25 protein-coding genes are annotated in these 24,066 nt (G+C 61.3%); 12 read left to right on the top strand and 13 right to left on the bottom strand.

The annotated features are described in order from the left end of the window. Positions 1-32: 32 nt before the first annotated feature. Positions 33-1,028 (bottom strand): proline iminopeptidase-family hydrolase, encoded by a 996-nt coding sequence (locus tag ESZ00_RS18390; RefSeq protein ID WP_129209865.1) that lies wholly within the window; start codon positions 1,026-1,028, stop codon positions 33-35. A gap of 59 nt (positions 1,029-1,087) precedes the next feature. Further along, positions 1,088-1,981: a dihydropteroate synthase gene (folP, locus tag ESZ00_RS18385; protein ID WP_229741109.1), complete on the bottom strand. Its 894-nt coding sequence runs from the start codon at positions 1,979-1,981 to the stop codon at positions 1,088-1,090. A 28-nt stretch (positions 1,982-2,009) separates the two neighbouring features. On the opposite strand from folP, the gene dacB reads away from it, so the two are divergent. Genes dacB through ESZ00_RS18370 form a run of 3 tightly spaced genes read left to right on the top strand, consistent with a single transcriptional unit; the run spans position 2,010 to position 4,381 of the window. Beyond that, the gene (dacB, locus tag ESZ00_RS18380; protein ID WP_129209864.1) at positions 2,010-3,602 is read left to right on the top strand and encodes a D-alanyl-D-alanine carboxypeptidase/D-alanyl-D-alanine endopeptidase; all 1,593 of its coding nucleotides are present in this window, start codon (positions 2,010-2,012) and stop codon (positions 3,600-3,602) included. 33 nt (positions 3,603-3,635) lie between these two features. Continuing rightward, entirely contained in the window at positions 3,636-3,998 is a 363-nt protein-coding gene (locus ESZ00_RS18375; protein WP_229741108.1) for a c-type cytochrome, read from the top strand. Beyond that, on the top strand, positions 3,995-4,381 hold the full coding sequence (locus ESZ00_RS18370; RefSeq protein WP_129209862.1) for a DUF2127 domain-containing protein: 387 nt from the start codon (positions 3,995-3,997) through the stop codon (positions 4,379-4,381). The genes ESZ00_RS18375 and ESZ00_RS18370 overlap by 4 nt, the downstream gene beginning before the upstream one ends. A gap of 2 nt (positions 4,382-4,383) precedes the next feature. On the opposite strand, the gene ESZ00_RS18365 is transcribed toward ESZ00_RS18370, so the two are convergent. After that, positions 4,384-4,770 (bottom strand): DUF3037 domain-containing protein, encoded by a 387-nt coding sequence (locus ESZ00_RS18365; protein WP_129209861.1) that lies wholly within the window; start codon positions 4,768-4,770, stop codon positions 4,384-4,386. Next, a complete protein-coding gene (locus tag ESZ00_RS18360) occupies positions 4,754-5,530 on the bottom strand; it encodes a HipA family kinase (RefSeq protein WP_188590850.1) in 777 nt (258 codons plus the stop codon). Before ESZ00_RS18360 ends, ESZ00_RS18365 begins: the two co-directional genes overlap by 17 nt. 139 nt (positions 5,531-5,669) lie before the next feature. Here ESZ00_RS18360 and ESZ00_RS18355 point away from each other — a divergent pair, with 139 nt between their 5' ends. From ESZ00_RS18355 to frr, 4 genes are read left to right on the top strand one after another with little or no spacing between them, the layout of a single operon-like run. Continuing rightward, the gene (locus ESZ00_RS18355) at positions 5,670-5,999 is read left to right on the top strand and encodes a type II toxin-antitoxin system HigB family toxin (protein ID WP_129209860.1); all 330 of its coding nucleotides are present in this window, start codon (positions 5,670-5,672) and stop codon (positions 5,997-5,999) included. Then, positions 5,996-6,391, top strand: a complete 396-nt coding sequence (locus ESZ00_RS18350; RefSeq protein ID WP_129209859.1) for a helix-turn-helix domain-containing protein — start codon at positions 5,996-5,998, stop codon at positions 6,389-6,391. The genes ESZ00_RS18355 and ESZ00_RS18350 overlap by 4 nt, the downstream gene beginning before the upstream one ends. A 46-nt stretch (positions 6,392-6,437) precedes the next feature. After that, positions 6,438-7,376 (top strand): lipoyl synthase, encoded by a 939-nt coding sequence (gene lipA / locus ESZ00_RS18345; RefSeq protein WP_129209858.1) that lies wholly within the window; start codon positions 6,438-6,440, stop codon positions 7,374-7,376. A gap of 60 nt (positions 7,377-7,436) precedes the next feature. Beyond that, a complete protein-coding gene (gene frr, locus ESZ00_RS18340; protein ID WP_129209857.1) occupies positions 7,437-8,024 on the top strand; it encodes a ribosome recycling factor in 588 nt (195 codons plus the stop codon). A gap of 113 nt (positions 8,025-8,137) precedes the next feature. On the opposite strand, the gene ESZ00_RS18335 is transcribed toward frr, so the two are convergent. Both ESZ00_RS18335 and ESZ00_RS18330 read right to left on the bottom strand, forming a co-directional pair. Beyond that, positions 8,138-8,395: a hypothetical protein gene (locus ESZ00_RS18335; RefSeq protein ID WP_129209856.1), complete on the bottom strand. Its 258-nt coding sequence runs from the start codon at positions 8,393-8,395 to the stop codon at positions 8,138-8,140. Between the two features lie 398 nt (positions 8,396-8,793). Then, complete coding sequence (locus tag ESZ00_RS18330) at positions 8,794-10,713, bottom strand: AI-2E family transporter (RefSeq protein ID WP_129209855.1); 1,920 nt, start codon at positions 10,711-10,713, stop codon at positions 8,794-8,796. Positions 10,714-10,959: 246 nt separating this feature from the next. On the opposite strand from ESZ00_RS18330, the gene ESZ00_RS18325 reads away from it, so the two are divergent. Next, complete coding sequence (locus tag ESZ00_RS18325; RefSeq protein WP_204520238.1) at positions 10,960-11,445, top strand: NINE protein; 486 nt, start codon at positions 10,960-10,962, stop codon at positions 11,443-11,445. Positions 11,446-11,494: 49 nt separating this feature from the next. On the opposite strand, the gene ESZ00_RS18320 is transcribed toward ESZ00_RS18325, so the two are convergent. From ESZ00_RS18320 to ESZ00_RS18305, 4 genes are all read right to left on the bottom strand, one after another. Then, the gene (locus tag ESZ00_RS18320; RefSeq protein ID WP_129209854.1) at positions 11,495-12,967 is read right to left on the bottom strand and encodes a serine hydrolase; all 1,473 of its coding nucleotides are present in this window, start codon (positions 12,965-12,967) and stop codon (positions 11,495-11,497) included. An 87-nt stretch (positions 12,968-13,054) separates the two neighbouring features. Beyond that, positions 13,055-13,978 carry a hypothetical protein gene (locus ESZ00_RS18315; RefSeq protein WP_373283902.1) on the bottom strand — a complete coding sequence of 308 codons (924 nt, stop codon included), beginning with the start codon at positions 13,976-13,978 and terminating at the stop codon, positions 13,055-13,057. A 212-nt stretch (positions 13,979-14,190) separates the two neighbouring features. Beyond that, a complete protein-coding gene (gene tldD / locus ESZ00_RS18310) occupies positions 14,191-15,672 on the bottom strand; it encodes a metalloprotease TldD (protein ID WP_129209852.1) in 1,482 nt (493 codons plus the stop codon). A 337-nt stretch (positions 15,673-16,009) separates the two neighbouring features. Next, the gene (locus ESZ00_RS18305) at positions 16,010-17,362 is read right to left on the bottom strand and encodes a TPR domain-containing glycosyltransferase (protein WP_129209851.1); all 1,353 of its coding nucleotides are present in this window, start codon (positions 17,360-17,362) and stop codon (positions 16,010-16,012) included. A gap of 132 nt (positions 17,363-17,494) precedes the next feature. Here ESZ00_RS18305 and ESZ00_RS18300 point away from each other — a divergent pair, with 132 nt between their 5' ends. Together ESZ00_RS18300 and ESZ00_RS18295 are read left to right on the top strand one after the other, a co-directional pair. Next, positions 17,495-18,034, top strand: a complete 540-nt coding sequence (locus ESZ00_RS18300) for a YfiT family bacillithiol transferase (protein WP_129209850.1) — start codon at positions 17,495-17,497, stop codon at positions 18,032-18,034. Positions 18,035-18,090: 56 nt separating this feature from the next. Next, positions 18,091-19,692 carry a PDDEXK family nuclease gene (locus tag ESZ00_RS18295; protein WP_229741107.1) on the top strand — a complete coding sequence of 534 codons (1,602 nt, stop codon included), beginning with the start codon at positions 18,091-18,093 and terminating at the stop codon, positions 19,690-19,692. 390 nt (positions 19,693-20,082) lie between these two features. On the opposite strand, the gene guaB is transcribed toward ESZ00_RS18295, so the two are convergent. Then, positions 20,083-21,600, bottom strand: a complete 1,518-nt coding sequence (guaB, locus tag ESZ00_RS18290; protein ID WP_129209849.1) for an IMP dehydrogenase — start codon at positions 21,598-21,600, stop codon at positions 20,083-20,085. Between the two features lie 338 nt (positions 21,601-21,938). Between guaB and ESZ00_RS18285 the strand changes: the two genes are divergently transcribed. Together ESZ00_RS18285 and ESZ00_RS18280 are read left to right on the top strand one after the other, a co-directional pair. After that, the gene (locus ESZ00_RS18285) at positions 21,939-22,685 is read left to right on the top strand and encodes a hypothetical protein (RefSeq protein WP_204520237.1); all 747 of its coding nucleotides are present in this window, start codon (positions 21,939-21,941) and stop codon (positions 22,683-22,685) included. A 67-nt stretch (positions 22,686-22,752) separates the two neighbouring features. Continuing rightward, positions 22,753-23,121 carry a cupin domain-containing protein gene (locus ESZ00_RS18280; RefSeq protein WP_129209848.1) on the top strand — a complete coding sequence of 123 codons (369 nt, stop codon included), beginning with the start codon at positions 22,753-22,755 and terminating at the stop codon, positions 23,119-23,121. Between the two features lie 58 nt (positions 23,122-23,179). Here ESZ00_RS18280 and ESZ00_RS18275 read toward each other — a convergent pair whose 3' ends face one another. Both ESZ00_RS18275 and ESZ00_RS18270 read right to left on the bottom strand, forming a co-directional pair. Further along, positions 23,180-23,674, bottom strand: a complete 495-nt coding sequence (locus ESZ00_RS18275; RefSeq protein ID WP_129209847.1) for a dUTP diphosphatase — start codon at positions 23,672-23,674, stop codon at positions 23,180-23,182. A gap of 6 nt (positions 23,675-23,680) precedes the next feature. Next, positions 23,681-23,911, bottom strand: a complete 231-nt coding sequence (locus ESZ00_RS18270; RefSeq protein ID WP_129209846.1) for a hypothetical protein — start codon at positions 23,909-23,911, stop codon at positions 23,681-23,683. Between the last annotated feature and the right edge of the window lie 155 nt (positions 23,912-24,066).

The following is a 24,066-nucleotide window of genomic DNA, read 5'->3' as shown; positions in this document are numbered from 1 at the left end:
CACCATGCACAAAGGCAGGGCCACGGCGATGCTTATTTGCCATTGACGAACTTCGCCACGGCATCATTCCAAAGCACGGGCTGATCGACAAAGGCCATGTGGCCGCTGTTGGGCAGAATCACCAGCTTCGATCCCTTGATCTTCGCGTTCATCTCCTTCGACATCGAGGGATCGCATTCATCATGATCGCCGGCGAGAATGAGCGTCGGTACCTTGATGGTTGCGAGGCGGTTCACATACTCCACGCTGGTCAGGTTGCCATCGATGACAAACTCACCGTGTGAGCCCCACATTTCGCGGTAAACATCCCAGGCGATCTGCGTGTCCTGAGCGCCGGGATCATAGTTCGGATCGGGCCGCGCGCCATAGAGCTTCGGGAAGTAGCCGTCACCCCAGGCCAGCGTTGCGTAGGCCTGCGGATAGCGTCCGCGTTCCCATGGCGCGCCCTTTCCAAAGAGCCCCGCGTGCTCGAGCGCGGTGGCCAGGGCCTGGCGGTTCACGGGCATCTGGCTCTTGATCTTCGCCAGCACCTGGTTCATTTCCTTTGTGCTCGAGAAGGTCGAGGCCAGGATGAGGTGCGAGAGGTGATCCTGATACTTGAGGGCATAGGCCTGCGCCAGCACGCCGCCGTAGGAATGGCCGAGCAGGCTGATCTTTCCGAGGCCGAGCGCAATGCGCACCGCTTCTACATCGTCAGCCATGTTTTCGACCGTGTACTGATGCGGGTCGGCCAGCTTTTCTGATTTTCCCGAGCCGCGCTCGTCGATGAAGATGAGCTTGTTCGTTCGCGCAAGGGGCAGCAGGTAGGGCAGAAAGTAGTCGTGCGAGTCGCCCGGGCCGCCGTGCAGCACCAGGAGCGGCGCGCCGCGCCCGATCGTTTGGTAGTAGATCATTACGCCGTGCGCGTCGATGTACCCATCGCCGATTGGATAGACCGCAGACACGGCCGGACGATGCGCCTGGGCGCGGACGGTGCATGCTGCGGGTGAGAGAAGAACGAGAAGAGCGGCGAAAAGGCGCATTCTCATGGTGCGGTCATGATACGGCACCGGAGCGGATGCCGGTTGCTGCGCTACGCCTGCAACGCTTATGCCGATTCGAGGATGGCATCGGCGATGCGCGCCGCTTCCGTCATCGGCCGCACGGCATGCACGCGGACAATGTGCGCTCCGGCGAGGATAGCGGCGACATTGGCTGCGATGGTGGCGTGCTCGCGTGCCTCGACCGGCGCATCCTTGCCGCCGTGGAGATCGGCCAGCCTGCGTCCGAGGAAAGACTTTCGCGAGATGCCGACGAGCAGCCCGCAGCGGAGCTCCCGGAGCGCATCCTGATGCGCCAGCAGGGGGTAGTTTTCGTCGAAGGATTTTCCGAAGCCGTAGCCGGGGTCGAGCACGATATGCTTCTGCGTCACGCCCGCCTGCGTTGCCGCGAGCAGACGCGCGGCGAGGTCCCATTTGACCAGAGGCGCGACTTCGTCGTCGGCCAGTGGTGGCAGGCTGCGCCACTCTTCGGAGCGTCCGCGAGTATGCATCAGCACCACGCCGCACTGCGTCTCGGCGCAGACGGATGCCATGGCCGGGTCCCAGAGAAAACCGCTGATGTCGTTGATGATCTCTGCGCCTGCTTGTATGGCGGCCTGTGCGGTTGAGGCTTTATACGTATCGACGGAGATCACCGTATCGGGCCGTTCGCGCAGGACGGCTGCGATCACCGGCAGGATGCGCTCCTGTTCCTCCTCCGCGGATATCTCGGGATGCCGTCCGGGACGCGTGGATTCGCCGCCGATATCGAGGAGGTCCGCCCCTTCGTCGAGCAGGCGCAGCGCATGTTCCAACGCGGTCTCGATGGCTGCATAGCGGCTGCCGTCGGAGAAGGAGTCCGGCGTCACATTGAGGATGCCCATCACCCGAGTGCGATGGCCCAATGGCAGCGTGCGTGTGCGCAGCTCCCAGTCGAATCGGTCTCGTCGTACAAAGGGCATCTATGGCCATGCTACACTCCGCGCAAAGATGAAACTTCGCCGCTCCGCTCCCCTTGCCGTCTCGCTCTGCCTGCTGCTCTCGCTGCCTGCGCTTGCGGCATCCCATCACGCCAAGGCTCGTAAGCCTGCTCCCTCTGCGCTGTCCGATACCGTCAACGCGATTCTTGCCGATCCTGCTGTCTCCCGCGCGCACTGGGGCATCTCGGTTACGAATGCGAGCGGCGCGCCGGTGTTTGCGCTGAATGACGGGCAGTTCTTCGAGCCGGCTTCGAACGCCAAGTTGCTGGTGACGGCCGCGGCGCTGGCTCTGCTGCCCCCGCATACGACGTGGACTACCGCAGTCGTGACCGCAGGCGAGATCGACAGCGCAGGCACGCTGCATGGCAATGTTTCGCTGCTCGGAGCTGGCGACCCAACCATCTCCGGCCGCGCCTATCCGTACTCCGAACATACGGAGCGGCCCGATCCTCCGCTGGCTGCGCTCGAAGCGATGGCCGATCAGATTGCGGCCAGGGGTATTCGTCACATCGATGGTGACATTCTCGGCGATGACTCCTGGTTTGTGCATGAGCCGTATGGAGCGGGCTGGGGCTGGGACGACCTGGACTGGAGTTATGGAGCGCCGGTCTCTGCGCTCACGGTCAATGACAATGTGGTTTATCTGAACATCGCGCCCAATCCGGCCTCGGTGGGTGGCACGCCGACGTGGAATCCGGATACGCCTTACTACTCGTTGGAGAACTCGCTACAGTTTCTGCCCGGACGTGAAGAGGCCAGCACGGGAATGGACCGTCCTGTCGGCTCGAAGGTGGTGCGGCTCTTCGGCACAGCGAATCAGGGCGGTGTGCATGTGGCCCTGGCCATCGAAGATCCCGCGGAATACGCCGCGACGGCACTGCGCCAGATGCTGCTCGCTCGCGGCATCACGGTTTCCGGGCAGGCCCGCGCACAGCATCGCTTCTCGACCGACACAGCCGATTTTCGCGTCGAGGTGAACCAGCCGCTCGTTCTGCATCCGCTCTCGCTCGCGACGATTGAGCCGCCGGCGACCGCGATGCAGCTACTGGCCTCGCATGTGTCGGTGCCCTTCGAGCAGGACATTACGGTGACGAATAAAGTCAGCCAGAACCTCCACGCCGAACTCTATTTGCGTATTCTTGGCCGCCTGGAAGGTGGCGATGGCTCGCTCGCGCAGGGGCTGCGCGTAGTGCGGACTTTTCTGACAGCGACCGGCAGTCAGGGGCCAGGCGTCGATCCCGGTGATTTTGTTTTCTACGATGGCTCGGGGCTCTCTCCGCAGGATCTCATCACGCCGCGCGCGCTCACAAAGCTGCTGAGCTGGGCGGCCACGCAGCCGTGGGGTGAGGAGTATCGCTCCAGCCTGCCTGTGGGTGGTGTCGATGGCACGCTCGCCGGAAGGTTTACCGAGCCCTCGCTGCGGGGGAAGGTCTTCGCCAAGACAGGCACGCTCTCCGAGGTGCATGGTCTCAGCGGTTATCTGACGGCAGCGAGCGGACGCACACTCACCTTCTCGATTCTGTGCAATGACCGCACGCCCACCGGAGATGCGGCGCGTGTGGCCATGGATAAGATCGTTGCGGCGATTGCGGCAGCGAACTGAAGCCCTGTGATGATTGCTATGATCGGAGGCAGATTGCCGCGCCGTCTTTCATTCCTGTTTCTGGCTCTCGCGTCGCTCGTTGTGATTGCAGCGGGATGCGGACCCTCGCTGCCGCCGTCGAAGCCTCTCTCGCAGCTCACGCCGCTGGAGGCGCAGGGGTATCAGGTCTTTGCGACGCATTGTGCGGAGTGCCATAACGCCAGTTCCGAAAAGTCTCTGCATGGTCCCGGCCTGCAGGGACTCTATAAAAAGAAATTTCTGCCCAGCGGCGCGCCAGCAAATGACGATCGCGTGACCGATGCCATCCGTAATGGACGCGGACTGATGCCGGCGCTTGGCCATACTATGGATGACGCGGAATTAAAGGCGCTGCTGGCCTATCTGCATACTTTATGAGCGATTCCTCCAGGAGCAATTCCGGGAACGACATTGCGCCGAAGCAGGCGCCCGCTGCGCATGCCAGCCTGCTGCCGGGCATGGCGATCGTCTGCCTGTGGATGCTGGGCCAATGCGCGCTGGGGCTGATGGGCGTGATCACGCATCACCTGCCGCCGGTGGTCATGCTGATCTGCGTGGCCTTTGCCGTGGCTGCGAATGGGCTGCTCAAGCTGCGCCGCTGGGGATGGGCGCTGACGCTCGCAGCGGTCTTCCTTTCGCTCTGCTATGGATGCTTCATGCTCTTCCACTTTCACCAGGGGCCGATGATCGTGATGGTGGCGGTGAATCTGATCTTCTTTTTGTACTTGATCCGGCCTGAGGTGCTGGAGCGGGTGAAGTAGCGTTACTCCACGGCGACGAGCTGCTGAAAGAGCCGTTCGAGCATCGCTTCCGCGCCGTCCTCACCACAGATTCCAGTGTGTATCGCCGATGTCTGAATCACCGTGCTGCGTGGTGACGTCAGCCAGTGAAATCTTTCGCGCAGGGACAGCGACGCGATTTCTCCCTCTGCATCTCCTGTGCAGACACGCACGACCGCATCCGCGTGCCGCTGAATGAGCGCAACGTCCAGTGCCGGCCACAATGCGTGGAGCCGTGCCTCGTCTACCTGTACTTTCGCCTGGAGGAATCGTCTTTCGAGGCAAAAGACGATCACCCCGATATTCACGAACTCCTGACGCTCCACGCGCGGCACCACGCGCAGAACGGCGTAATCAAAGGAGGCGGTCATGGCTGCGTATCGCCTCCTCTTCAAAATGGGCCGAGGCTGCCAGCCTTCGCATCAGGTAGTCGAGATAATCGTTGCGTCTTTCCTGCGCCGTCCGCTGCTCGCTTTCAATCCAGGCATCCGGCACCCGTGCCAGGATGTCGCGCAGCACGTCCGCATGCAGCAGGGAGCGCGCTTGAGCGGCTGCCTCGGGTATCGTGCTCGCCCATGGCAGAAGCAGATGTTTCGCTACTTCCGGAAATGCCGATTCGGCCTTCGAAGCTGCCGTCTGCCAGTTGTGATGAAAATAAAGCGCGGCTCCCTGATCGATGAAATGCAGGGTGCGATGCCATACCAGCAGGTTGGGATTGCGGGCTGTCCGGTCGACGTTCTGGACAAAGGCATCGAACCACACTGCCATCGAGGCTATTTCGGGGGATGCGGTATCTCCCGCCTGGCGATCGAACATGATCGATCCCGGCAGGTAATCGAGCCCAAGGTTCAGCCCTACGCTCGCTTTCAGCAGGTGGCGAATTTCGGCATCCGGGTCGTTTCGTCCCAGCACAGGGTCTACATCGACGAAGACCAGCTCCGGAACTGCCAGACCCAGCCGCCGTCCTATCTCTCCGGCGACGAGTTCGGCTACCAGCGCCAGGGCTCCCTGGCCGGCGCCACGGAACTTGACCACATAAAAGCCCAGGTCATCGGCCTCTACCAGCCCCGGAAGGGACCCTCCCTCACGCAGTGCAAGCGCGTATCGCGTGGCTCGGACCGTACGTATCATCGGCTCATTGTATCGAAGCGAGGTGGGAAGAAATTAGGTGGGGATGCTCGTGTCATTTTGATCGCAGCGGTTGAGATTGAAGCTTTTGAGTGCATGTGGGGCAATTGATTCTTCACAAATTGTGAAGTATTATCGGTGCATGCATCTGGTCACTCGCAGGCATCTGAGGGAAGCTGCGGCCAGGTTTCCCGATGCGGTAAGCGAGATCGCTGCCTGGTCAACGATTGTTGCCTCTGTTCGCTGGCATCGTTTTGCTGAAGTGCGAGAGGTCTTTCCGGATGCGGATCAGGTGGATGGATATGTGATTTTCAATATCCGTCACAACCGGTACCGGCTGGTTACCGTGATCCATTACGCAAAGACGGCGCGCGGGCAACAGACTGAGGGGCATGTCTACATCCGGTCTTTTCTGACGCACCGGGAGTATGACAAGCGCAGTAACTGGGACAGGAGGTTTGGCAAAGCATGAGCACTCTACTCGCAGATCCGGCTAAGATGATTGCCCGCGGTGCGCCGCGGCTGATCCACACGGAAGAAGAACTTGACGCCTATACTGCTGCGCTCTTCCGCCTTACATCGCTGGAGGCGCCTTCGCCTTCGGAGCGCGAAGCGATCGAGCTGCTGACTGTGCTTATCGAACAGTATGAACAGCAGCACTATGCGCTGCCGAAGGCTGACAGCGGCACGGTGCTGCGTTTTCTGATCGAACAGCAAGGACTCACGCAACGCGACCTCATCCCTGAGTTCGGTACCGAGAGCGCCGTTTCCATGTTCCTGAATGGCCGCCGGAAGCTCACGCTCGAACAGGTCCGGAGGCTGAGTGCCCGCTTCGGCCTGTCCGCGGATGTGTTTCTGGATTAGTCTTGGCGCCGGACAGGACTCTTCCGGCCATTTACAATAAACGGTTATGGCTACTGCACCGAATCAGCCAGCCTCGGGTGATCTTGTCCAGATCAACCTCGCGCCGCGTAAGCCTGCTCCCAAGCCGGAATGGCTGAAGGCGCGCGCCCCGGTGGGCGACAACTACCACAATCTCAAGAAGCTGGCCCGCGATCTCAATCTGCACACGGTCTGCGAGTCCGCGCACTGCCCGAACATCGGCGAGTGCTGGAACCACAAGACCGCCACGTTCATGATGCTCGGCAACCTTTGCACGCGCCGGTGCGGTTTCTGCGCGGTGCCCAAAGGCAAGCCCGAGCCGATCGACATGGATGAGCCGCGCCGCGTGGCCGAAGCCGTTGCCCAGCTGGGGCTCAAGTTCGCTGTCATCACCAGCGTCAATCGCGATGACGATATTCTTGGCGGCGCCCGCGCCTTTGCCAAGGTCATCGAGGAGATCCGCAAGCAGGCTCCCGGCTGCCAGGTGGAAGTGCTGATTCCCGACTTCCAGGGCAACGAGGACGCGATCCGCATCGTCGTCGACGCGCACCCGGAGATCCTGAACCACAATACCGAATCGGTGCCGCGCCTCTATCGCGCCGTGCGCTCGGGCGCGCGCTATGAGCGCACGCTGCGGCTGCTCGAGTTTTCGAAGCAGCTCGACTCGACCGTGGTGACCAAGACCGGCGTCATGGTCGGCCTCGGTGAAGAGATGCAGGAGCTGCTCGATGTTTACCGTGACCTGCGCAACGTGGGCACGGATGTGCTCACCATCGGCCAGTACCTGCGTCCCTCGAAGGACCACCTGCCGATGACCCGTTATTACACACCCGAGGAGTTCGCTTTTATGAAGACCGAGGCGCTGGCGATGGGTTTCCGGCACGTGGAATCGGGACCACTGGTGCGTTCCTCGTATCATGCGCATGAGCAGGCAGACGCGGCCAGCGGAGTCCGGCTGCTGGTGTAGCCGGGCTGTGAGCCGTACAATCAACGTTTGAACTACGCAACCTGAAGGACGAAGACCTATATGCCACCAGCCGTCATGGCGAACATTCCCGCCCTCAAGGACAGCTATCTGCAGCTCAAGTCCCGCATGGACAAGGCCGTCGCCGATTTCCAGTCAAACCTGGCCTCCACGCGCACCGGGCGCGCCTCCATCCAGATGCTCGACCAGATTCGTGTCGACTATTACGGTACGCCGACGCCGCTCAGCAGCATCGGCCAGCTGACCACGCCGGATGCGAACATGATCGTGATCCAGCCGTGGGAGCCGAGCCTGATCGGTGAGATCGAGAAGGCCCTTCGCGCCTCCGACCAGCACTACAATCCGCAGAATGACGGTAAGGTGGTGCGTGTGCCGATTCCGCCGATGACCGAAGAGCGCCGCCGCGAGGTCGTCAAGCACCTCAGCAAGGTGCTCGAGGATCATCGCACCGCGGTGCGCAACATCCGCCGCGACGGCAACGATGTCATCAAGAAGGCCTCGAAGGACAAGCTGATCTCGGCCGATGAGGAAAAGCGCTCACTCGACGAGATGCAGAAGCTCACCGACGAAGAGATTCGCAAAATGGAAGAGATGTCGAAGAAGAAGGAAGCCGAGGTCATGCAGATTTGACCTCTGGTCTCCGCCGGAAACGCAGAAGGGGCGCGAATTTCGCGCCCCTTCTGCGTTATGGATAAGGATTGCGGTTGGGGGAGGGGTAAATAGGCAAAACCGGTTAAACCGAGTTACGACGCCAGGCTGAGCGGCGCGCCGCCGAGCATGGCTGCCCCCGACGACATGGCTGGGCCGCGCCAGGCAGGGATATTGAACGGCTTGGCGGGATGTACCGAGTTGTCCTTGCCCGACAGGTGATGCTCCTTGAGGGCGCTTTCTACTTTGCGAACTGCTTCTGCACGCTCTTTTTCGGACGGCCGCTCAAAATAGAGCTTGTACTGATGTCCGCAAACGGTGCAGGCGATATCGGCAGAGTCGTTGGTTGCCACGCAAAGAACTTGCATTGTGTTTCTCCCTGGGCTGTATTTTCTAGACAAAAATAAGGTAGGGCGGAGCACGAGAAACTGACCATGCTACTTCTGATCAGATGCGCTACAACTACCTTAGTGTAGCCTCACACGAAGGTGGAAGCGCCAGTGAAAAGTGCTGCAGAGCACTTCACTATTACCCATTATCGCATCCGCAGATAAAGATTCTCTATCTGGGCCCGCGATAACAGCAGTATTTCGCCATTCTTCATCTGCCTTTTATCTCTTATCGAACAGAAAACTTTCCCAGCATGTGGATTTCTCCGCGCGGAGTATTTATTTGCGCATTTTTTGCAACATGTACAGCGATCGTTGCATCGCCTGCAACGATCGAAGTTATGGAATGATGGCGAACATGTTTATGGTTGTTCGATAACTGCCGGCTTATGCCAATGGTGCGCAGTCCGATTTCCACCCCTGACCCATTCCAGCCCGTCGCGCAGTTTCCCGACGACGACTTCCGGACGGCCTGCTCCGAAGCGTTCCCGCAGCGCATCCTTGTCTCCCGCAGCGCCCCATAGCCCGATGAGGATGCGATTCGCAGGCAGGCCCTCGCGCAGCCGCAGCGCAAGCTTGCGCGCATGGGCAAAGGCGAAGGGCTGCAGAGCCGAGATGCAGAGGATGGTATCCGGTTCTTCGGCCAGCCGTTCGAGAATCTCTGTGGAGACGGCCGCGCCGGGCAGCATCAGCGTCTTATGTCCACATTGTTCGAGCAGCTGCGCAAACATCGTCGCTGCGATCTCATCGGCATGATCGTTCGCCGGGATGCACACGACCGGTGTTGCGCGCGCGGGGATGCTCTCTGGAGGGCATATGGGATCGACATTGGCCTGCGCGCGGTAATCGGTCAGCTCGGCGATCAGTTCTGTCGCGCTCTGGAAGAGATACGTGGCGCGAAGCTCATCGAGCACACCCTTGTGCCGGTCCTGCTCGGTCATGGTCAGCGCGGGCATTACGACCTCGTCGTAGAGATCGACCAGGGTGTGCGTTTCCAGGAAGCGGTCGGCGATGTGATGGGCCTCGGCCTGATCGGTGGCCAGCAATCGCTCGTAGAATTTGGCCTCCGGCGCAAGCTCCGCCTCGTCACCCAGCAGGATATGCAGGAAAGACATCTGCGGCAGGTAGCGGCCGAGCACGATGAGGCAGACGGTGAGGGGCGTCGAGACGACCAGGCCGGCCCAGCCCCAGAGCAGTGTCCACACCATGGCCATGGCCACCAGCGCCAGCGCTGAAATGCCGGTGCGGCTGCCATAGAGATATGGCTCGACGAAGTTCGCGATGACGATCTCCATGCCCGCGAAGAGCAGGAAGACCCACAGCGCATGCCACCAGGTGGTGAAGATGGCCAGCGTATAGAGCAGCGTGGCGGTGCCGACAATCATGGTGCCGACATAGGGCACCATGCGCAGGATGGCCAGCAGCGCACCCCACAGCGTGGCGTTGGGTACGCGCAGCAAATAGAGTCCGCCCGCGAAGAGAATGCCGTAACCGCAGTTCACCAGCGTGTTCATCACCAGGAAGCGGCTGATGCGCGCGGCTGCGTCGTTGAGCGCCTGGGTCATCAGATTCAGGCGGCCGAATCCGGCCAGCAGCAGCAGGCGGTTGCGCAGGTCTTCGCGCTTGAGCAGCATGTACACGGTGAAGATGAGCACCATGCCCAGCGTCCCCAGGGGATGCAGCATGGGGGAGAGATATTCGGCGATGTACTGGCGGCTGGTCTCTTCCGGGGAAATCACGGAAACCGGGACCGGCTTGCCTTCCTGTTCTTCTTCGAGCTTGCGTTCCGCCAGCTCGCGGGCGCGCCGCGTGCTGCCATGCACCATGGATGGAGTCGCAGGCGCGGCAGGAGCCGCGGATGCGGAGGGTTTCGGGGTCTGACCGGTGAAGGCTGCGGAGATGGCGCGCAGGCTGCTCAGAGTCTGTGAGACCTGGCCGTCGGCGGGAGCGTGCAGCTGCTCCATCTTGTCGTGGATATTGTCGGTGTAATTCGGCAGGTCATTGACCACGCTCAAGACCTGCCGTGTCACGATCCAGCCGACGCCTCCGATGATGCCGGTGGTGAGCGTGAGAACGAGAATCACTGCAGAGACGCGGCGGAGACGCAGCTTCTCGAACCGGATGACCAGGGGCGCAAGCAGGAAGTTGAGAGTCAGCGCCATGGCCAGCGGGATGAGCACCTCCCGCGCGAAATAGAGTCCGGCCAGCACGAGAGCCAGCAGAATGATCGGCTCGCTGGTGAGCAGACCCCGCCGGGGCCGGGAGATCGAGTTCGAGTTCATATTCGTTCGACGTACCTCGGGGAAGGGTGACGCGGTACCGGAGAAAAGAGTGCAGAAAACAACGATGGTGAGATGCGGTTACCATACCGCCGATGGTTGCCGGCTCACAAGAAACCATTGCGGACGGTGCTTCCTGGCCTGGAACAAGCATCGCGCGGTATACGTATTTTCTATTGACGACGCCCGATGCCCAAATATGCATCCGAAGATGCAGCTGGTTCTGGGTGGAAAGAGGAAGGAAGAGAGATGGTAACTACGGTGCCCATGATGGAAACAGGCTGGACCGATGAGCAGCGGGCCATATTTCATGCGCAGATGTCCGCATACCAGAAAGACGAGGTCGTTGGCGTTTTGCTGGCACTGTTCCTGGGGACATTTGGCGCGCATCACTTTTATCTGCGCAGGACGGGCCTCGGTATCCTCTACCTCGTATTTTTCTTTACCGGGATTCCGACCATCGTCAGCCTGGTGGAGTGCTTCTTCATGCCCGGCCGCGTGCGTCAGTACAACCTTGCGCTGGCAAACTATTTTGCAGCACAGATGGGGGCAGGGCCGGCTTATATTCCTTCCCTCGCCGCTGCATGGACACCGGCCCCGGCAGCCAACACCGCTGCATGGACACCGGCTCCGCCCGCTCCTGCACCCGGGATGACCCGGACCTGCGCAGTCTGCGGGGCAGTAATTCTGCCCGAAGCGAAATTCTGCGGCCGCTGCGGCAATAAGGTCGCCTGACGCCTGCCGGAAAGAGGTGCTGGCAGGGCCGTTTTCGGCCCTGCGGACGTTATTTTCGTATCCCCTTGACGCTCTGCCCGCCCTGGTGAAGGACGATATAGCTCGCCTGCCCTTTGTCATCCGGGAAAAACTCGACCTCGCCATCGACCACCGTCAGAAAGAACTTCGTCTGCGACTCGGGGTAGACGGGAAACTTCGGCTGATTCGTCGCCTGCGTCATCAACTGGTCGCCCTCGAGGGTGAAGGTGACGCGGAAGTTGGGATGGAGCTCATAGGTGCCTACATAGCGGGCCAGCACCGAGGGATCCACGTGAACCTGCGTTCGTGTCACTGGCTTCCAATCGGGCCAATCGTAGGCAAGCGCGATTGCGCTCATGATCTCGGCTGCCATGCGGCTGCCTCCCTGCGCATCGGTCATGACTGCCGCGCCGTTGCCATTGTGGTCATATCCGAGGAAGAGACTTTCATAGCCTGCATTCACGCCGCCATGCATGAACCAGGGATCGGACGTCGAACCGCCACGTTCCAGTCCCAGGCCCCAGTTTCCGATACCTGCGGTCAGCATGGTTTGCGTCGTTGCCTGGGAAAGAACGTGATTCGCCTTTCCAGCCAGGGAATTCTGCACCTCGAGGATGTAGAGGCACAGGTCCGAGGGCGTAGTCCAGAGGCCCGCGGCGGCCATCTCGGGGTAGGTGTGCGGACCACCCGGCACCGGTGTGCCATCGGCGTTATAGGGCATCGCCGCGTTGCTGAGGAGGGATGCGGGAAGCGGTTGCTGGTAGGTGCTGTGGCTCATTCCGATCGGAGCCAAAACGGTGTCGTGCAGAAATTGAGGATACGGCTCCTTCACCGTATCGATCACCATTTGCTGCATTACGGTGTATCCGCCGCCGGAATATCTCCACTCTTTCCCGGGGATGCTGTCCAGACGGATCGGCGCGGTGTTTGCCGGAGCTTCTCCGTTCAGGACCTGAACAAGGCTTGGAACGGGAACTCCCGATGCATACCCTGGAAAGCCATGCACGGTGAGTCCTGCGGTGTGGGTGAGCAGCTCCCGCAGCGTCACCACTGCTCCCGGCGCGCTTGTGCTGGCAGGAAGCTTCCAGCTGGTGAGCGTCGCATTGATGTCCGCATCGAGCGAAAGCTTCTGTTCCTGAACGAGATGAAGCGTGCCCATGGCAGCGACCGGCTTGCTGATGGAACCGGCCTGAAAGAGCGTGTCTGCATCGACGGGAGCTCCACCGGTCTGCCGCACTCCATATCCTTTGGCCCATGCGATGACGCCATTGTGGATCACCGCGATGCTCACGGCAGGAATATGAAGCTCAGCCATGCGCTGGGAGAGCGATGTGCAGGGTTTTGGCTCGTTCGTGACGATAACCGGTGGTGGCAGGCATGTTTCCACCGAGTGGATGCGCTGCGCAACCTGGCTTTCGGGCTCTGATTTTGCCGTCTGAGCGTGAACAGCCGTTGAAGCGATTCCCGCAACGAGGATGAACGCCGGATACCTGCTCCTTGCCATGCCTGCCTCCGCGACGAGCGCAGTATAGCGGGCAAAGCAAAACCCCGGCCATGGCCGGGGTTTTCTGTGTAGCCGTGTGGCCGGAAATTACATGTTGGTATGGCCGGCGCGCATCTCTTCGTTGAACGCAGGCTTGGTGATGGCGATGCCCTTTTCCAGCTTCTCTTCGAAGTCATGGGCCTGAGCCATCAGCGCAGGCGTCGCAGTGGCCGCGTCGCCCTGCAGGCTGATAAGGCCCTGGCGGGAGAGGTCGCCGGCAATCTTTTCGAGATCGGCGGGGGTGGTGTTCAGGTACTGCGCATCGCGTGGGTCGGAGATCCAGACCGGGGCGCCGTGGCCGAGCACGCCGGAGAGCCAGTAGACCTTGAGCAGCAGGAAGTTGGCGCGTTCCTGCTCGGTGGTGTCGGTAAAGACAAAGGTCTTCTTCCAGCGCGAGTAGTAGCGCGTGGTCACCGGCACCGGCTGGCGGTTGCCGCTCTTGAGCAGCTCCAGCTGGCCCTGGTCGAGCGTCTTGCGGATGGCGTTGTAGAGGAAGCTCTCGGCGTAGGGCTGCTCCATCGCCGTCAGCACTTCGGCGAAGGTGACCGTTACGGCGGCTGCGATCTTCGCATGCAGCGGGGAATCGGTGCCGTCTTCGAGGTGAAGCGTGCCGTGGACGATGTAGCTGTCCGCACCCGAGGTGGACTGGTGGAAGGGCCACTGGAAGGCAGTGAGCTGGACCGGGACGCCGTACTGGGTGACGTAGACATCGGGACGCGGATTCTGCAGGCGGCGCGCCTCTTCCTTGAGGTGCTGGGTCAGCTCGGGCAGCAGGGCCGGCTTGTCGAAATCGAAGTCCTCGCTCAGCTCGAGCGTCAGGGTCTGCTTGGGATCGGCATCGGGGGTAGCGGCCAGACGATAGCGTGCCGTGGGGCGCTTGTGAAAGTCGGCGCCGGTTTCGGTGGAAAGAACAACCAGGCCGGCCTCGCGGGCCGCCGTCTGGAGCTTCGTGTTCAGGACAGTGTCAGTCAAGGGCATCCAAATCTTCCGGTAAAGAGTGCTCGCAGAGATGCGAAGAAACCGTGCTTCTATTTTACCGTCCCGGGGCTTTTCCCGGTTACGGAGAAGAAAATGGCTTGAATGGAGCACCACGATGTGGGCATGAGTGAGAGTGATGAGGGAGACCCACCCATGACCAGCTTCGGTCATGGGTGGGTCTCCCGATTTATCTTTTCCTCTAGGAACTATCGTCCCGTGCCGCCCACGGTCATGCGATCCAGCTTGACCGTCGGCATACCGACGCCGACCGGCACGCTCTGGCCGTCTTTGCCGCAGGTGCCGACGCCCTCGTCCAGCTCTAAATCATGCCCGACCATCGACACGTACTTCAGCGCCTCCGGCCCGTTGCCGATCAGCGTGGCGTCGCGCACCGGTGCGGTGATCCTGCCGTCTTCGATGAGATAGGCCTCGCTGGCCGAGAAGACAAACTTGCCGCTGGTGATATCGACCGAGCCGCCGCCGAAGTTCACCGCGTAGAGACCGCGCTTCACGCTGCGGATGATGTCTTCCGGCGCGTCCTCGCCGGCCAGCATGTAGGTGTTGGTCATGCGCGGCATGGGGATCTGCTGATAGCTCTCGCGGCGGCCGTTGCCGGTGTGCGGCATGTTCATCAGGCGCGAGGAGAGCTTGTCGCTCAGGTAGCCCTTGAGAATGCCGTTTTCGATGAGCACCGTCTCCTGCGTGGCCGAGCCCTCGTCGTCCACGTTGAGCGAGCCGCGGCGGTTGGGCATGGTGCCGTTGTCGACCACGGTGACCTTCGAGCTGGCGACCTCGCGCCCGATGAGTCCGGCGAATGCCGAAGTCTTCTTGCGGTTGAAGTCCGCTTCGAGCCCGTGGCCGACGGCCTCGTGCAGCAGCACGCCGGGCCAGCCCGGGCCCAGAACCACTTTCATCTCGCCTGCCGGAGCGGCTACCGCGTTCAGTTGCAGGATGGCTTGCCGGGCCGCTTCGCGGGCAAAGTGCTCAGGTGTCTTTTCTGTCTCGAAGAAGTCGATTTCGACACGTCCTCCACCACCCGAGGTTCCACGTGCCGTGCGTTCCGCCTCCTTGGCCAGGACGAAGACGTTCAGCCGGGCCAGCGGCTGGGTGTCGCTGGCGAAGGTGCCATCGGAGGCTGCGATGAGGATGCGGCGCAGCTCGTCGGCATAGCTGGCGCGGACCTGCGTGATGCGCGGATCGAAGGCGCGGGCGGCCTTGTCGGCACGGTTTACCAGTTCGAGCTTCTTGGAAAGATCGGAGTCGAGATCGAGCGCCGGAGCCGGGTAGAGGCTGGGTGCCTTGGTCTCCTGAAAGCCGACCACCGGTTGTTTGGCCGGGCCGCTGGCGATCAGCGCCGCGGTGCGGGCGGCGTGCAGGAGTTTCTCGGTGGAAAGCTCATCGGTATAGGCGTAGCCGGTGCGCTCGCCGCTGAGCACGCGGATGCCGCAGCCGGCGCTGACGCCCTGGCTGGCAGATTTCACAATCGATTCATCGATGCCAATGGAGGTCGAGGAGACGGACTCGAAGTAGAGATCCGCATAGTCTCCCCCGGCAGAGAGCGCCTCACCCAGGCAGCGTTCCAGCAGGCGCTCGGTAATGCCAAATTTTTCAAAGAAATAGCGCTTGTGGCTGATTCCCGAAGCCGGGCCAGAAACTGGTCCCGCGGCCTGCGTCGTCGACTGGGTCATGGCTCTCCATGCGGCCTTGCGCCGCTGGTCTCTATTTTATGCCTTTGTGAATGGAGGCTTCATGGACCCGGTTTCATGCAGCGGACTTGCGTCAGGCTGCAAGACTTGCGCACCGGATGGTAACGCGGAAGGAACCTTCCACAGCCTGTGGCCTGCTTTGTTGCTACGATGAGCGCATGAAAAAGTTTGTTGTGTTCGCTCTTCTGCTGGTGGTTTCGGGTTCGGCCTTCGCCGCTCCGCACCATCATCGCCGTCATCACCGCCATCACCATCACGCCTAGGCCTTCGCGCAACGGCGCCGCGCATCCCCTCGGCGCCGGAAAGTCCGTTGCGCGGCCTATCCTCCGATATTTCCCCTCTTCATAGCGATCTTCCACTCCCGGCGTAGTCCGGCATCGTTGGGGTAGTGTCCGATGCCGTCCTCCAGGATAGAGACTGCGCGGCGCCAGTCTTCCAGGCGCGCCTGTAACCCCGCTGCCAATACAAAACTGTGAACGGAGGGCTGGCCGATCCGCAGCCGCTGCCGGGCCACCTGGGCTGCCGTGCGGATATCCCCGGCGAGCATCGCTGCCGCGACCCATATGTCATAAAGTTCTGCCGTCTGCGGTTCGCGTTCGACGGCCGCTTCGATTCTCGCCAGGCCATTCTCGGCCTTGCCCAGCTGCACCTCGCAGGCGCCCAGCTTGCAGGCTGCCAACGGGGACAGATCCGTATCTCTCCCCGCGAGCCGGTACTGCTGCTCCGCCTGCGCGATTTCCCCGCCATGAAAAAAAGCGTCGCCCTTTGCCTCGCAGAGCAGGGGATGGACCGGGCCATGCGGGGGCATCTTCTCTTCTGCGCGGGCGAGACAGGCGAGCGCCTGCGGATAGCGCCCTGACCGGGTCAGGCAGATTCCGGCATAAAGCCATCCCGGAGCAAATTCCGGGTTCAGTTTCAGAGCGTTCTCGAAGTTCGCGAGCGCCTGCTGCGGGTTATGGCGGTGTTCGAGCTCGCTCAGCCCCAGCTCATAGTGCGCCCAGTAGTCCAGCGGGTGAGCCTCGGCCTTGCGCAGGCCCATCTGGTGATACTGCTCGAGCTTTTCGCGGCGCTGCTGCGCGGTCTCCTCTGCATATCCGAAGTGGTGAATGACAAAGGGTGCTTCGGCGGTCCGAAGCCCGAGCTTATGGATACGCCGCGATACCGTCTCATGCACGGTGTATTCGAAGTACACATCCGGCCTGCGGCGAAAAAGCAGCGTGTTCGGACTGCGCGTGTAGGCGGGATAAGAACCGGATTCGGGCAGTATGCAGGGATTGATCCGCGCCGGTTCGACGCCGCTGCGGCTGGTCTGGGCGCGGATGTAATGCCATTTCCAGACCTCCCAGGCATCGACCTGCGATTGCGCCGTGAGCTGAGGAATACTGGCAGCCCCGGCAGGGTCCAGCATCTCGTCGGCATCGAGAATGAGCACCCAGTCTCCCCGGCAGGCCTGCAGCACGGCATTGCGGGCTTGGGAGAAGTCATTCTCCCAAGGCACATGGAAGACAAACGCGCCCATATTCCTTGCTGTTGCCACGGAGCTGTCCGTCGAGCCTGTATCTCCGATGACGATGCGATCCACGGCGGCCTGTGCGCTCAGGATGGCGCGCGCGAGGCCGTCGCCGCCGTTGCGCACGATCATGGCAAGCTCTACCACCGGTTTGCGGGCCACGGCATCTTTTCCTGGCTGAAGCTTAGAGGCCACGGTGGTTGCTGCAACAGCATTCACGCTCTATTTGTCGAAGCCTTTTCCTCTCCCGGCGTGGAGTGCCGCAATGGGAATGCGTGTGCTACCTTCAGAGCCATGGCCAGCCCTGCGACTACTGACCCGCGTTACCCCATCGGACGATTTACCCCTCCTGCTGTCTATACGCCTGAAATTCTTGAGGCCAGCATCGTTGCACTCGCCGCACTTCCGGAGAATCTCCGCGCCGCCGTCGACGGCTTCAGCCGCGAGCAGATCGACACGCCGTACCGCGAGGGGGGATGGACCGTTCGCCAGCTGGTGCATCATGTGGCCGACAGCCATATGAATGCTTACTGCCGCGTGAAGCAGGCCCTTACCGAGGATTGGCCTCCGGTCGCTGCCTACGATGAAAATCGCTGGGCGCAGCTGGCCGATGCCCGTACTCCGGTACAGATTTCGCTCGATTTGCTGGAGTCGCTCCATCGCCGCTGGGTGGCGGTCTTCTCGTCTCTTCAGCCTGAAGACTGGGAATCGCGCGGTTACATGCATTCGGTAGGCGGCCGGTCGACACTGGCCTGGGTGGTTGCCTGCTATGCCTGGCACTCCGATCACCATGTCGCGCACGTGACGGCGTTACGAAAGAATCGCGGCTGGTAGCTCCGCCGCTCCTATTCTCTTGATTGCCCGCCTTATGGCTGCGCATGATCGCAGCCATGGCTTCTCTTGCCACGCGTGCGGCTGCGCTGTCTTCTCAGGATGCGGCGTCCATCGTCCGCCTTCTCCATGATTTCCTGCTGGAGAATCCGCAGGCGCAGGTGCTCGAGGATGGCCGCGTCCTCTTCGATCTGCAGCTTGCCCGCTTTTCTCTGACCGCTGAACGTGGCCGCTGTCTCTGGCACCTGTGGTCCGAGGAGCGGAACCTGGTGCGGACGGTCTCCTCGGTGCGGGAAAGAAAGAACTCGCTGCGCATCGAGACCGTGCGCCTCGGACAGTCAAAGCCGCAGGTGCTCGAGCTGGTTTCAGGCCGGGATCGCTGCGCGCCTTCGACGCGGCGTATCCTCCGCGAGCGATTTCTCCGCGTCTTCGAGCGATTGCTGTGCCGGGAGTTTCCCGAGTGTGCGATCGATAGCCTGATTGCCGCGCCCGACCTTGAAAACAGCTTCGGCCCCGGCTATGTGCGCGGCCTTCTGCGCCGGGGACAGACAGCGTGGGCGGTGATTGCCGCAGGGCCTGAGGAGTCGCCGGCGACCATTGACGGCATCCTGACGCTGGGCATTCTCTGGCTGGCCTGGTGCCGGGCCCACGGCAACGGGCGCACGGTGCTGGCCGGACTGAAGATCTTTGTCCCGGAGGGGCAGGAGCAGCTCACCCGGCGGCGGTTGGCATGGCTTCATCCGCGCATTGCTTCGTGGGAGCTATATGCGGTGGATGCAAAGAGCGAAGGCTGCTGTTCCGTTTCTCCGGCAGAGATCGGACTGGCCGAACCCAGGCTGCTGCATGCCTTCAATCCGGCGGCTGCTATCGACCGTTGCCAGTCTGGGCTCGATCGCCTGAGCAGGCTGATGCCTCCGGGTTTGCGTGAGGTCGCGGAGGTGCGTGCCAACTCGCCGGCCGAGGTATCGCTTGCGCTGCACGGCCTGGAATTTGCCAGGGTGCGGCAGGGTTTTTCCAGCCATTCCTTCGCTCCGACGGATGAGATCACCTTTGGCGCGGGAGCCAACGAGACTCCCCTGACGGACGAGACCGAGGCTCTGTTTTGTGACTTGATTCAGCAGCTCGGGGAGCATCGCCGGGCAGGAAATCATCGCCGGAACCCGCTCTACCGCCTGCAACCGGAGCGCTGGCTTGAGTCTGTTCTCCGCCGGAATCTTGAGGAGATCGATACCGCACTCTGTCCTGGGCCGATCTATACACAGGTTGCAGCCATGGGCACAGCAGACCGCGGATTGCTCGACCTGCTCGCGGTCACGCGTTCGGGACGGCTGGCCATTGTTGAGGTAAAGGCCGACGACGACCTGCAGCTGCCGCTGCAATCGCTCGATTACTGGGCGAGGGTGAGGGAACTGCAGCAACAAGGCTCTCTGACCAGCCACGGATATTTCCAGGGGATGGAGCTCTCTGCGACGCCGCCTCTGCTCTATCTCGTGTCGCCGATTCTGCGCGTGCATCCGGCTACAGATACAGTGCTGGCCCATCTCTCGCCGGAGATTCCATGGCAGGTGGTTGGCGTGGGTGAGGATTGGAAGACGCAGCTGCGGGTGATTGCACGCAAGAAGAGCGAGGGATGGGCATCCAGACTCTCGTCTTCGATCTAGGGTGTATCCCCATAGAGCGATCGTAAAAGGCTGTCATTTCGACCGGAGCAGGACAGTTTCATCGTCTTGCGGAGTGGAGAAACCTGCGGTTCTGTTACGCGGAGGGCGAATGTGCCTTCGGCCTCCGCTTCCGTGGGTCGCGAGCTGGAGTGTTGCGGGCTAAACAAAAACGCAGGTCCCTCCACTCCGCTGCGCTCCGGTCGGGATGACAACGATATAGGTAAGTTCTTTCTTTTCAGGCCATCTCTATGTGGATACGGCCTAGCTTCTTCGGAGCCCCACCCATGACCAAATGCTTGTCATGGGTGGGGCTCCCGGTTCGTATCTGCCACCAACGGCTCGCGACCGGAGGGAGCGGAGGCCGAAGGCGTCCCGCCCTGCGCGGAGCAGTTATTCGACGTGGTAGTTCGGGGCCTCGCGGGTGATGATGACATCGTGCACGTGGCTTTCCTTGAGGCCGGCATTCGAGATGCGGACGAAGCGCGCGTTGGTCTGCAGCTCTTCGATAGATCCGCAGCCGAGGTAGCCCATGCCCGAACGCAGGCCGCCGACCAGCTGATAGATCATGGCCTCGAGCGGTCCGCGATGCGGCACGCGCCCTTCGATGCCTTCCGGCACGAACTTGGCCAGGCGGTTCTGCCCGTTGCGCTCGCGGGAGACGACACCTTCGGTGCGTTCCTGGGCCAGATCGTCCTTGCCCTGGAAGTAGCGCTCACCCGAGCCCTGGGCCATCGCCGAAAGCGAGCCCATGCCGCGATACGCCTTGAAGGAGCGGCCCTGGTAGAGGATGGTCTCGCCCGGGCTCTCGTCCACGCCTGCGAAGAGCGAGCCGATCATGACCGAAGAGGCCCCGGCGGCGATGGCCTTGGCCAGGTCGCCCGAATACTTGATGCCGCCGTCCGCGATGATCGGAACATCGAACTCCACGCCGGCACGGTAGGCCTCGCTCACCGCGGTGATCTGCGGCATGCCCGCGCCGGTGACCATGCGCGTGGTGCAGATGGAGCCAGGACCGATGCCGACCTTGACCGCGTCCGCGCCGGCTTCAATCAGGGCCTTCGCGCCGGCATAGGTGGCGATGTTGCCCGCCAGCAGATCGACGTCGGGGAAGGCTTTCTTGATGTCGCGGACAGCTTCGAGCACACGCGAAGAGTGGCCGTGCGCGGAGTCGATCGAGAGCACGTCGACGCGGTTCTTGACCAGCTCGGCCGCACGCTCGAGGTAATCGCCGGTTGCGCCGATGGCGCCGCCGACGCGCAGGCGGCCCTGCTCGTCCTTCGAGGCGTTGGGATACTTCAGCTTCTTCTGGATGTCCTTGACTGTGATCAGGCCCTTGAGCTCGTACTGATCGTTGACGACCAGCAGCTTCTCCACGCGGTGCTTGTGCAGGATCAGCTCCGCATCTTCAAGCGTGGTGCCGACCGGCACGGTGATGAGGTTTTCCTTGGTCATCACGTCGCGGATCGGAATATCGGCGCGGGTCTCGAAGCGCAGGTCGCGGTTGGTCAGGATGCCGACCAGCTTGCCGTTCTTGGTGACCGGCACGCCGGAGATCTTGTAGCGGCGCATGACGTCGAGGGCGTCGGAGATCAGCTGGTCCGGGGAGACCGTCACCGGGTCCACGATCATGCCGCTTTCCGAGCGCTTGACCTTGTCGATCTCGCTGGCCTGCTGTTCCGGGGTCAGGTTGCGGTGCACAATGCCCAGGCCGCCGAGCTGTGCCATGGCAATGGCCATGCGCGACTCGGTCACCGTGTCCATAGCTGCGCTCAGCAGCGGCGTGTTCAGTGTGATACGGCGCGTCAGACGAGTCTTCGTGCTTACCTGCGCGGGAACTACGTCGCTGTAGGCAGGTACAAGCAGGACGTCATCAAAGGTCAGGGCTTCGGGAAGCGGGTGCTCGATCATATAAAAAAGATGCACCGCGGCCGGAACCGGATACAGGGGGTTCTAGCGCGGTGATGGGTTCTATTGTAGAGCCTCGTCGCCCATGGCTACAAAACGCAGGCCCCCAAACCGGCTGGTCAGGACATAATTGGTGCGAATTTCATGCTCCGTCCAACCGCCTTCATCCTGTCTCTCCCGATGACTTTGGCGCGTATTTTCTTCATGATCCGTTGACAAGTCCGGTGGCGCAGGCGTTCCATATGCGCCGGATATCGCACGATCCTCCGGATCCCCTCTGATCCGGTCCATCGGCGTTCTTTCGGCTTTTCCCGGGGGCTTTTATGCCAAGTGTTCGCCGTTTGATCGCTTCATGCTCCACTCTTTCATCGATCCCATCCTGCGTCCTGGCCGCGTTTCTGCCCTTTCTGCTGGCCGCGTTTCTATTTCCGCGTCCGGTATCGGCGCAGCAGGATGACGTGCGCCGCTACGACCTCTTCGCAGGGTTTACCGGCTTTGAAACTCCGGAGCTGAATCTCGCGGAGCGCGGCTTCCATATGCAGTCGGGTGTCAACCTGAGGGGCTGGCTCTCCGCCGGTTTCGATTACTCCGTTGTCACCGGACACAATGCGCTCACGCCCAACCTGCTCAAGTCTTCTCTGCAGCAGGAGCTTACTTTGGAGCTGGAGGAGTTAGCGGAAGAGGGGCTGATTCCTGCTAACTATCAGCTGGTTGTTCCAACCAATGCCTTTTCGCAGACCTTTGCTGCCGGGCCGCAGCTTGAGCTGCGCCATTTTTCGGCCGTCACATTGTTTCTGCGCCCCTCCCTCGGTGCGATCCGTCAGCGCGTCACGCCTCGCCCGCAGGATGCTGTATCCACGCTGGTCGTCGAACAGCTGGTTCCTGCCGGATACAAGATTGACTGGTCCGGATTCTATGGCGTTGGCGGCGGTTTCGACTGGAATGCGACCCGGCACTTTGCCATTCGCATGCAGACCGATCTGGTGTATTGGCGACTGTTCGACGATCTGCTCGCTCATGGCACCTGGACTGTACGCTACTCGGTCGGGCCGACATTCCGCTTTGGCCGGAATATCGTCAGACAGTGATCCTGCGCCCGGCCTCGAAGATCACGCTCTCGAAGAGCGGGCTATCGTGGACCCACGAGGTCTTCGCATGAGCCATTGGAAACATGCCGGCTGGAATGCTATGCCGGTTGAGCAGTTGAACCCGCTCTTCGAGCGCCAGTTTGTTCATGGCAGGCAGGCTATGCTGGCGCGCATCGTGCTGCGTAAGGGATGCGTGGTGCCTGAGCACAGTCATGCCAATGAGCAGATCACCTATGTGATCGAAGGTGCGCTTCGCTTTCTGCTGGGAGAAGAAACTGGGCGGGAAACGGTGATTGTGCGTGCCGGAGAGACGCTGGTAATTCCGCCGCATCTGCCACACAGCGCCGAAGCGCTGGAAGATACCGTCGATCTGGATATCTTTGCTCCACCGCGGGAAGACTGGATAACAGGCACAGATGCTTATCTCCGTCGATAAGCATCTGGCCTGCTTTCTTCTGTCGCATGCGATGTCCGCCGCATGCAGAGCTTATGGCTTAACGGCCTGAAGAGCCGAAGCCCTTTGCGCCGCGATCGCTCTCGGCAAGATCCTCGACCACAACCACAGGGAGGGTGGTCTGCGCCTGGAAAGGGGACATCTGTACGATTTTGTCTCCTTTGCGAATGCGGATCGTGACATCGCTGTGCGTAAGCTGGACATCCTGAATGGCACCCGCGTGATCGCGGTCTACTTTCAGCGCATATACCGGCTGGTTCACATTGACCAGGCAGACGAGAAGCTCGCCGCGATATCCTGCGTCGATGCGGCCTCCTGCGTAAGTTACGCCTTTCGAGGCCATCGAGGACCTGTCTCCGAGAACAAAGCCGCAGCCGGGAGGGCCTTCGACCGCAATACCGGTATGAACCTTCACCGGGACCCCGGGGGGTAAGTCAATATCTTCTACGGAATAAAGGTCAAAGCCCAGGTCGCTGCCAGCGTAGGCCACCGTGGGGGGCTGGGCTTCGGGGTGGAGGAGTTTAACTTTCAGCATTCCCGGTTACTTCTTGGCCGGGGTCGACGAGGCTTCTTTCTTCTGCTTGGCCCAGCGCCGCTTCTGCGCAGCCGCGATCCGCTGACGAGCTTCGGGGCTCAGGTTCCGCTTGGAGGCAGGTTTGATGGCAGTATTGCCCTCAATGCTTCGACCGCTCGCGCTCTGCAGAAGCTTCTTAACCTGCTGGAGCCGTGCAATTTCTTCGTCGAGGGCCGCGATGATCTGTTCACGATTCATGATTTCTTAAGTCCTTCGTGTTTTTTTATTACTTGGTGCAACAGAGGAAGAAATACTTGCAACGCTCTTTCTGCGTTCTTGCTGCAGACAGGATAAAGCGTTCATCTCTTCCTGAAATCTGGAAGGTACTACACTTTATGGTACTGCCGAACCAG

It is taken from the genome of Silvibacterium dinghuense, from assembly GCF_004123295.1.
GTDB classification, from domain to species: Bacteria; Acidobacteriota; Terriglobia; order Terriglobales; family Acidobacteriaceae; genus Silvibacterium; species Silvibacterium dinghuense.
Note: the sequence above shows the minus strand (reverse complement) of the source record. Positions and strands in the feature narration are given on the sequence as shown.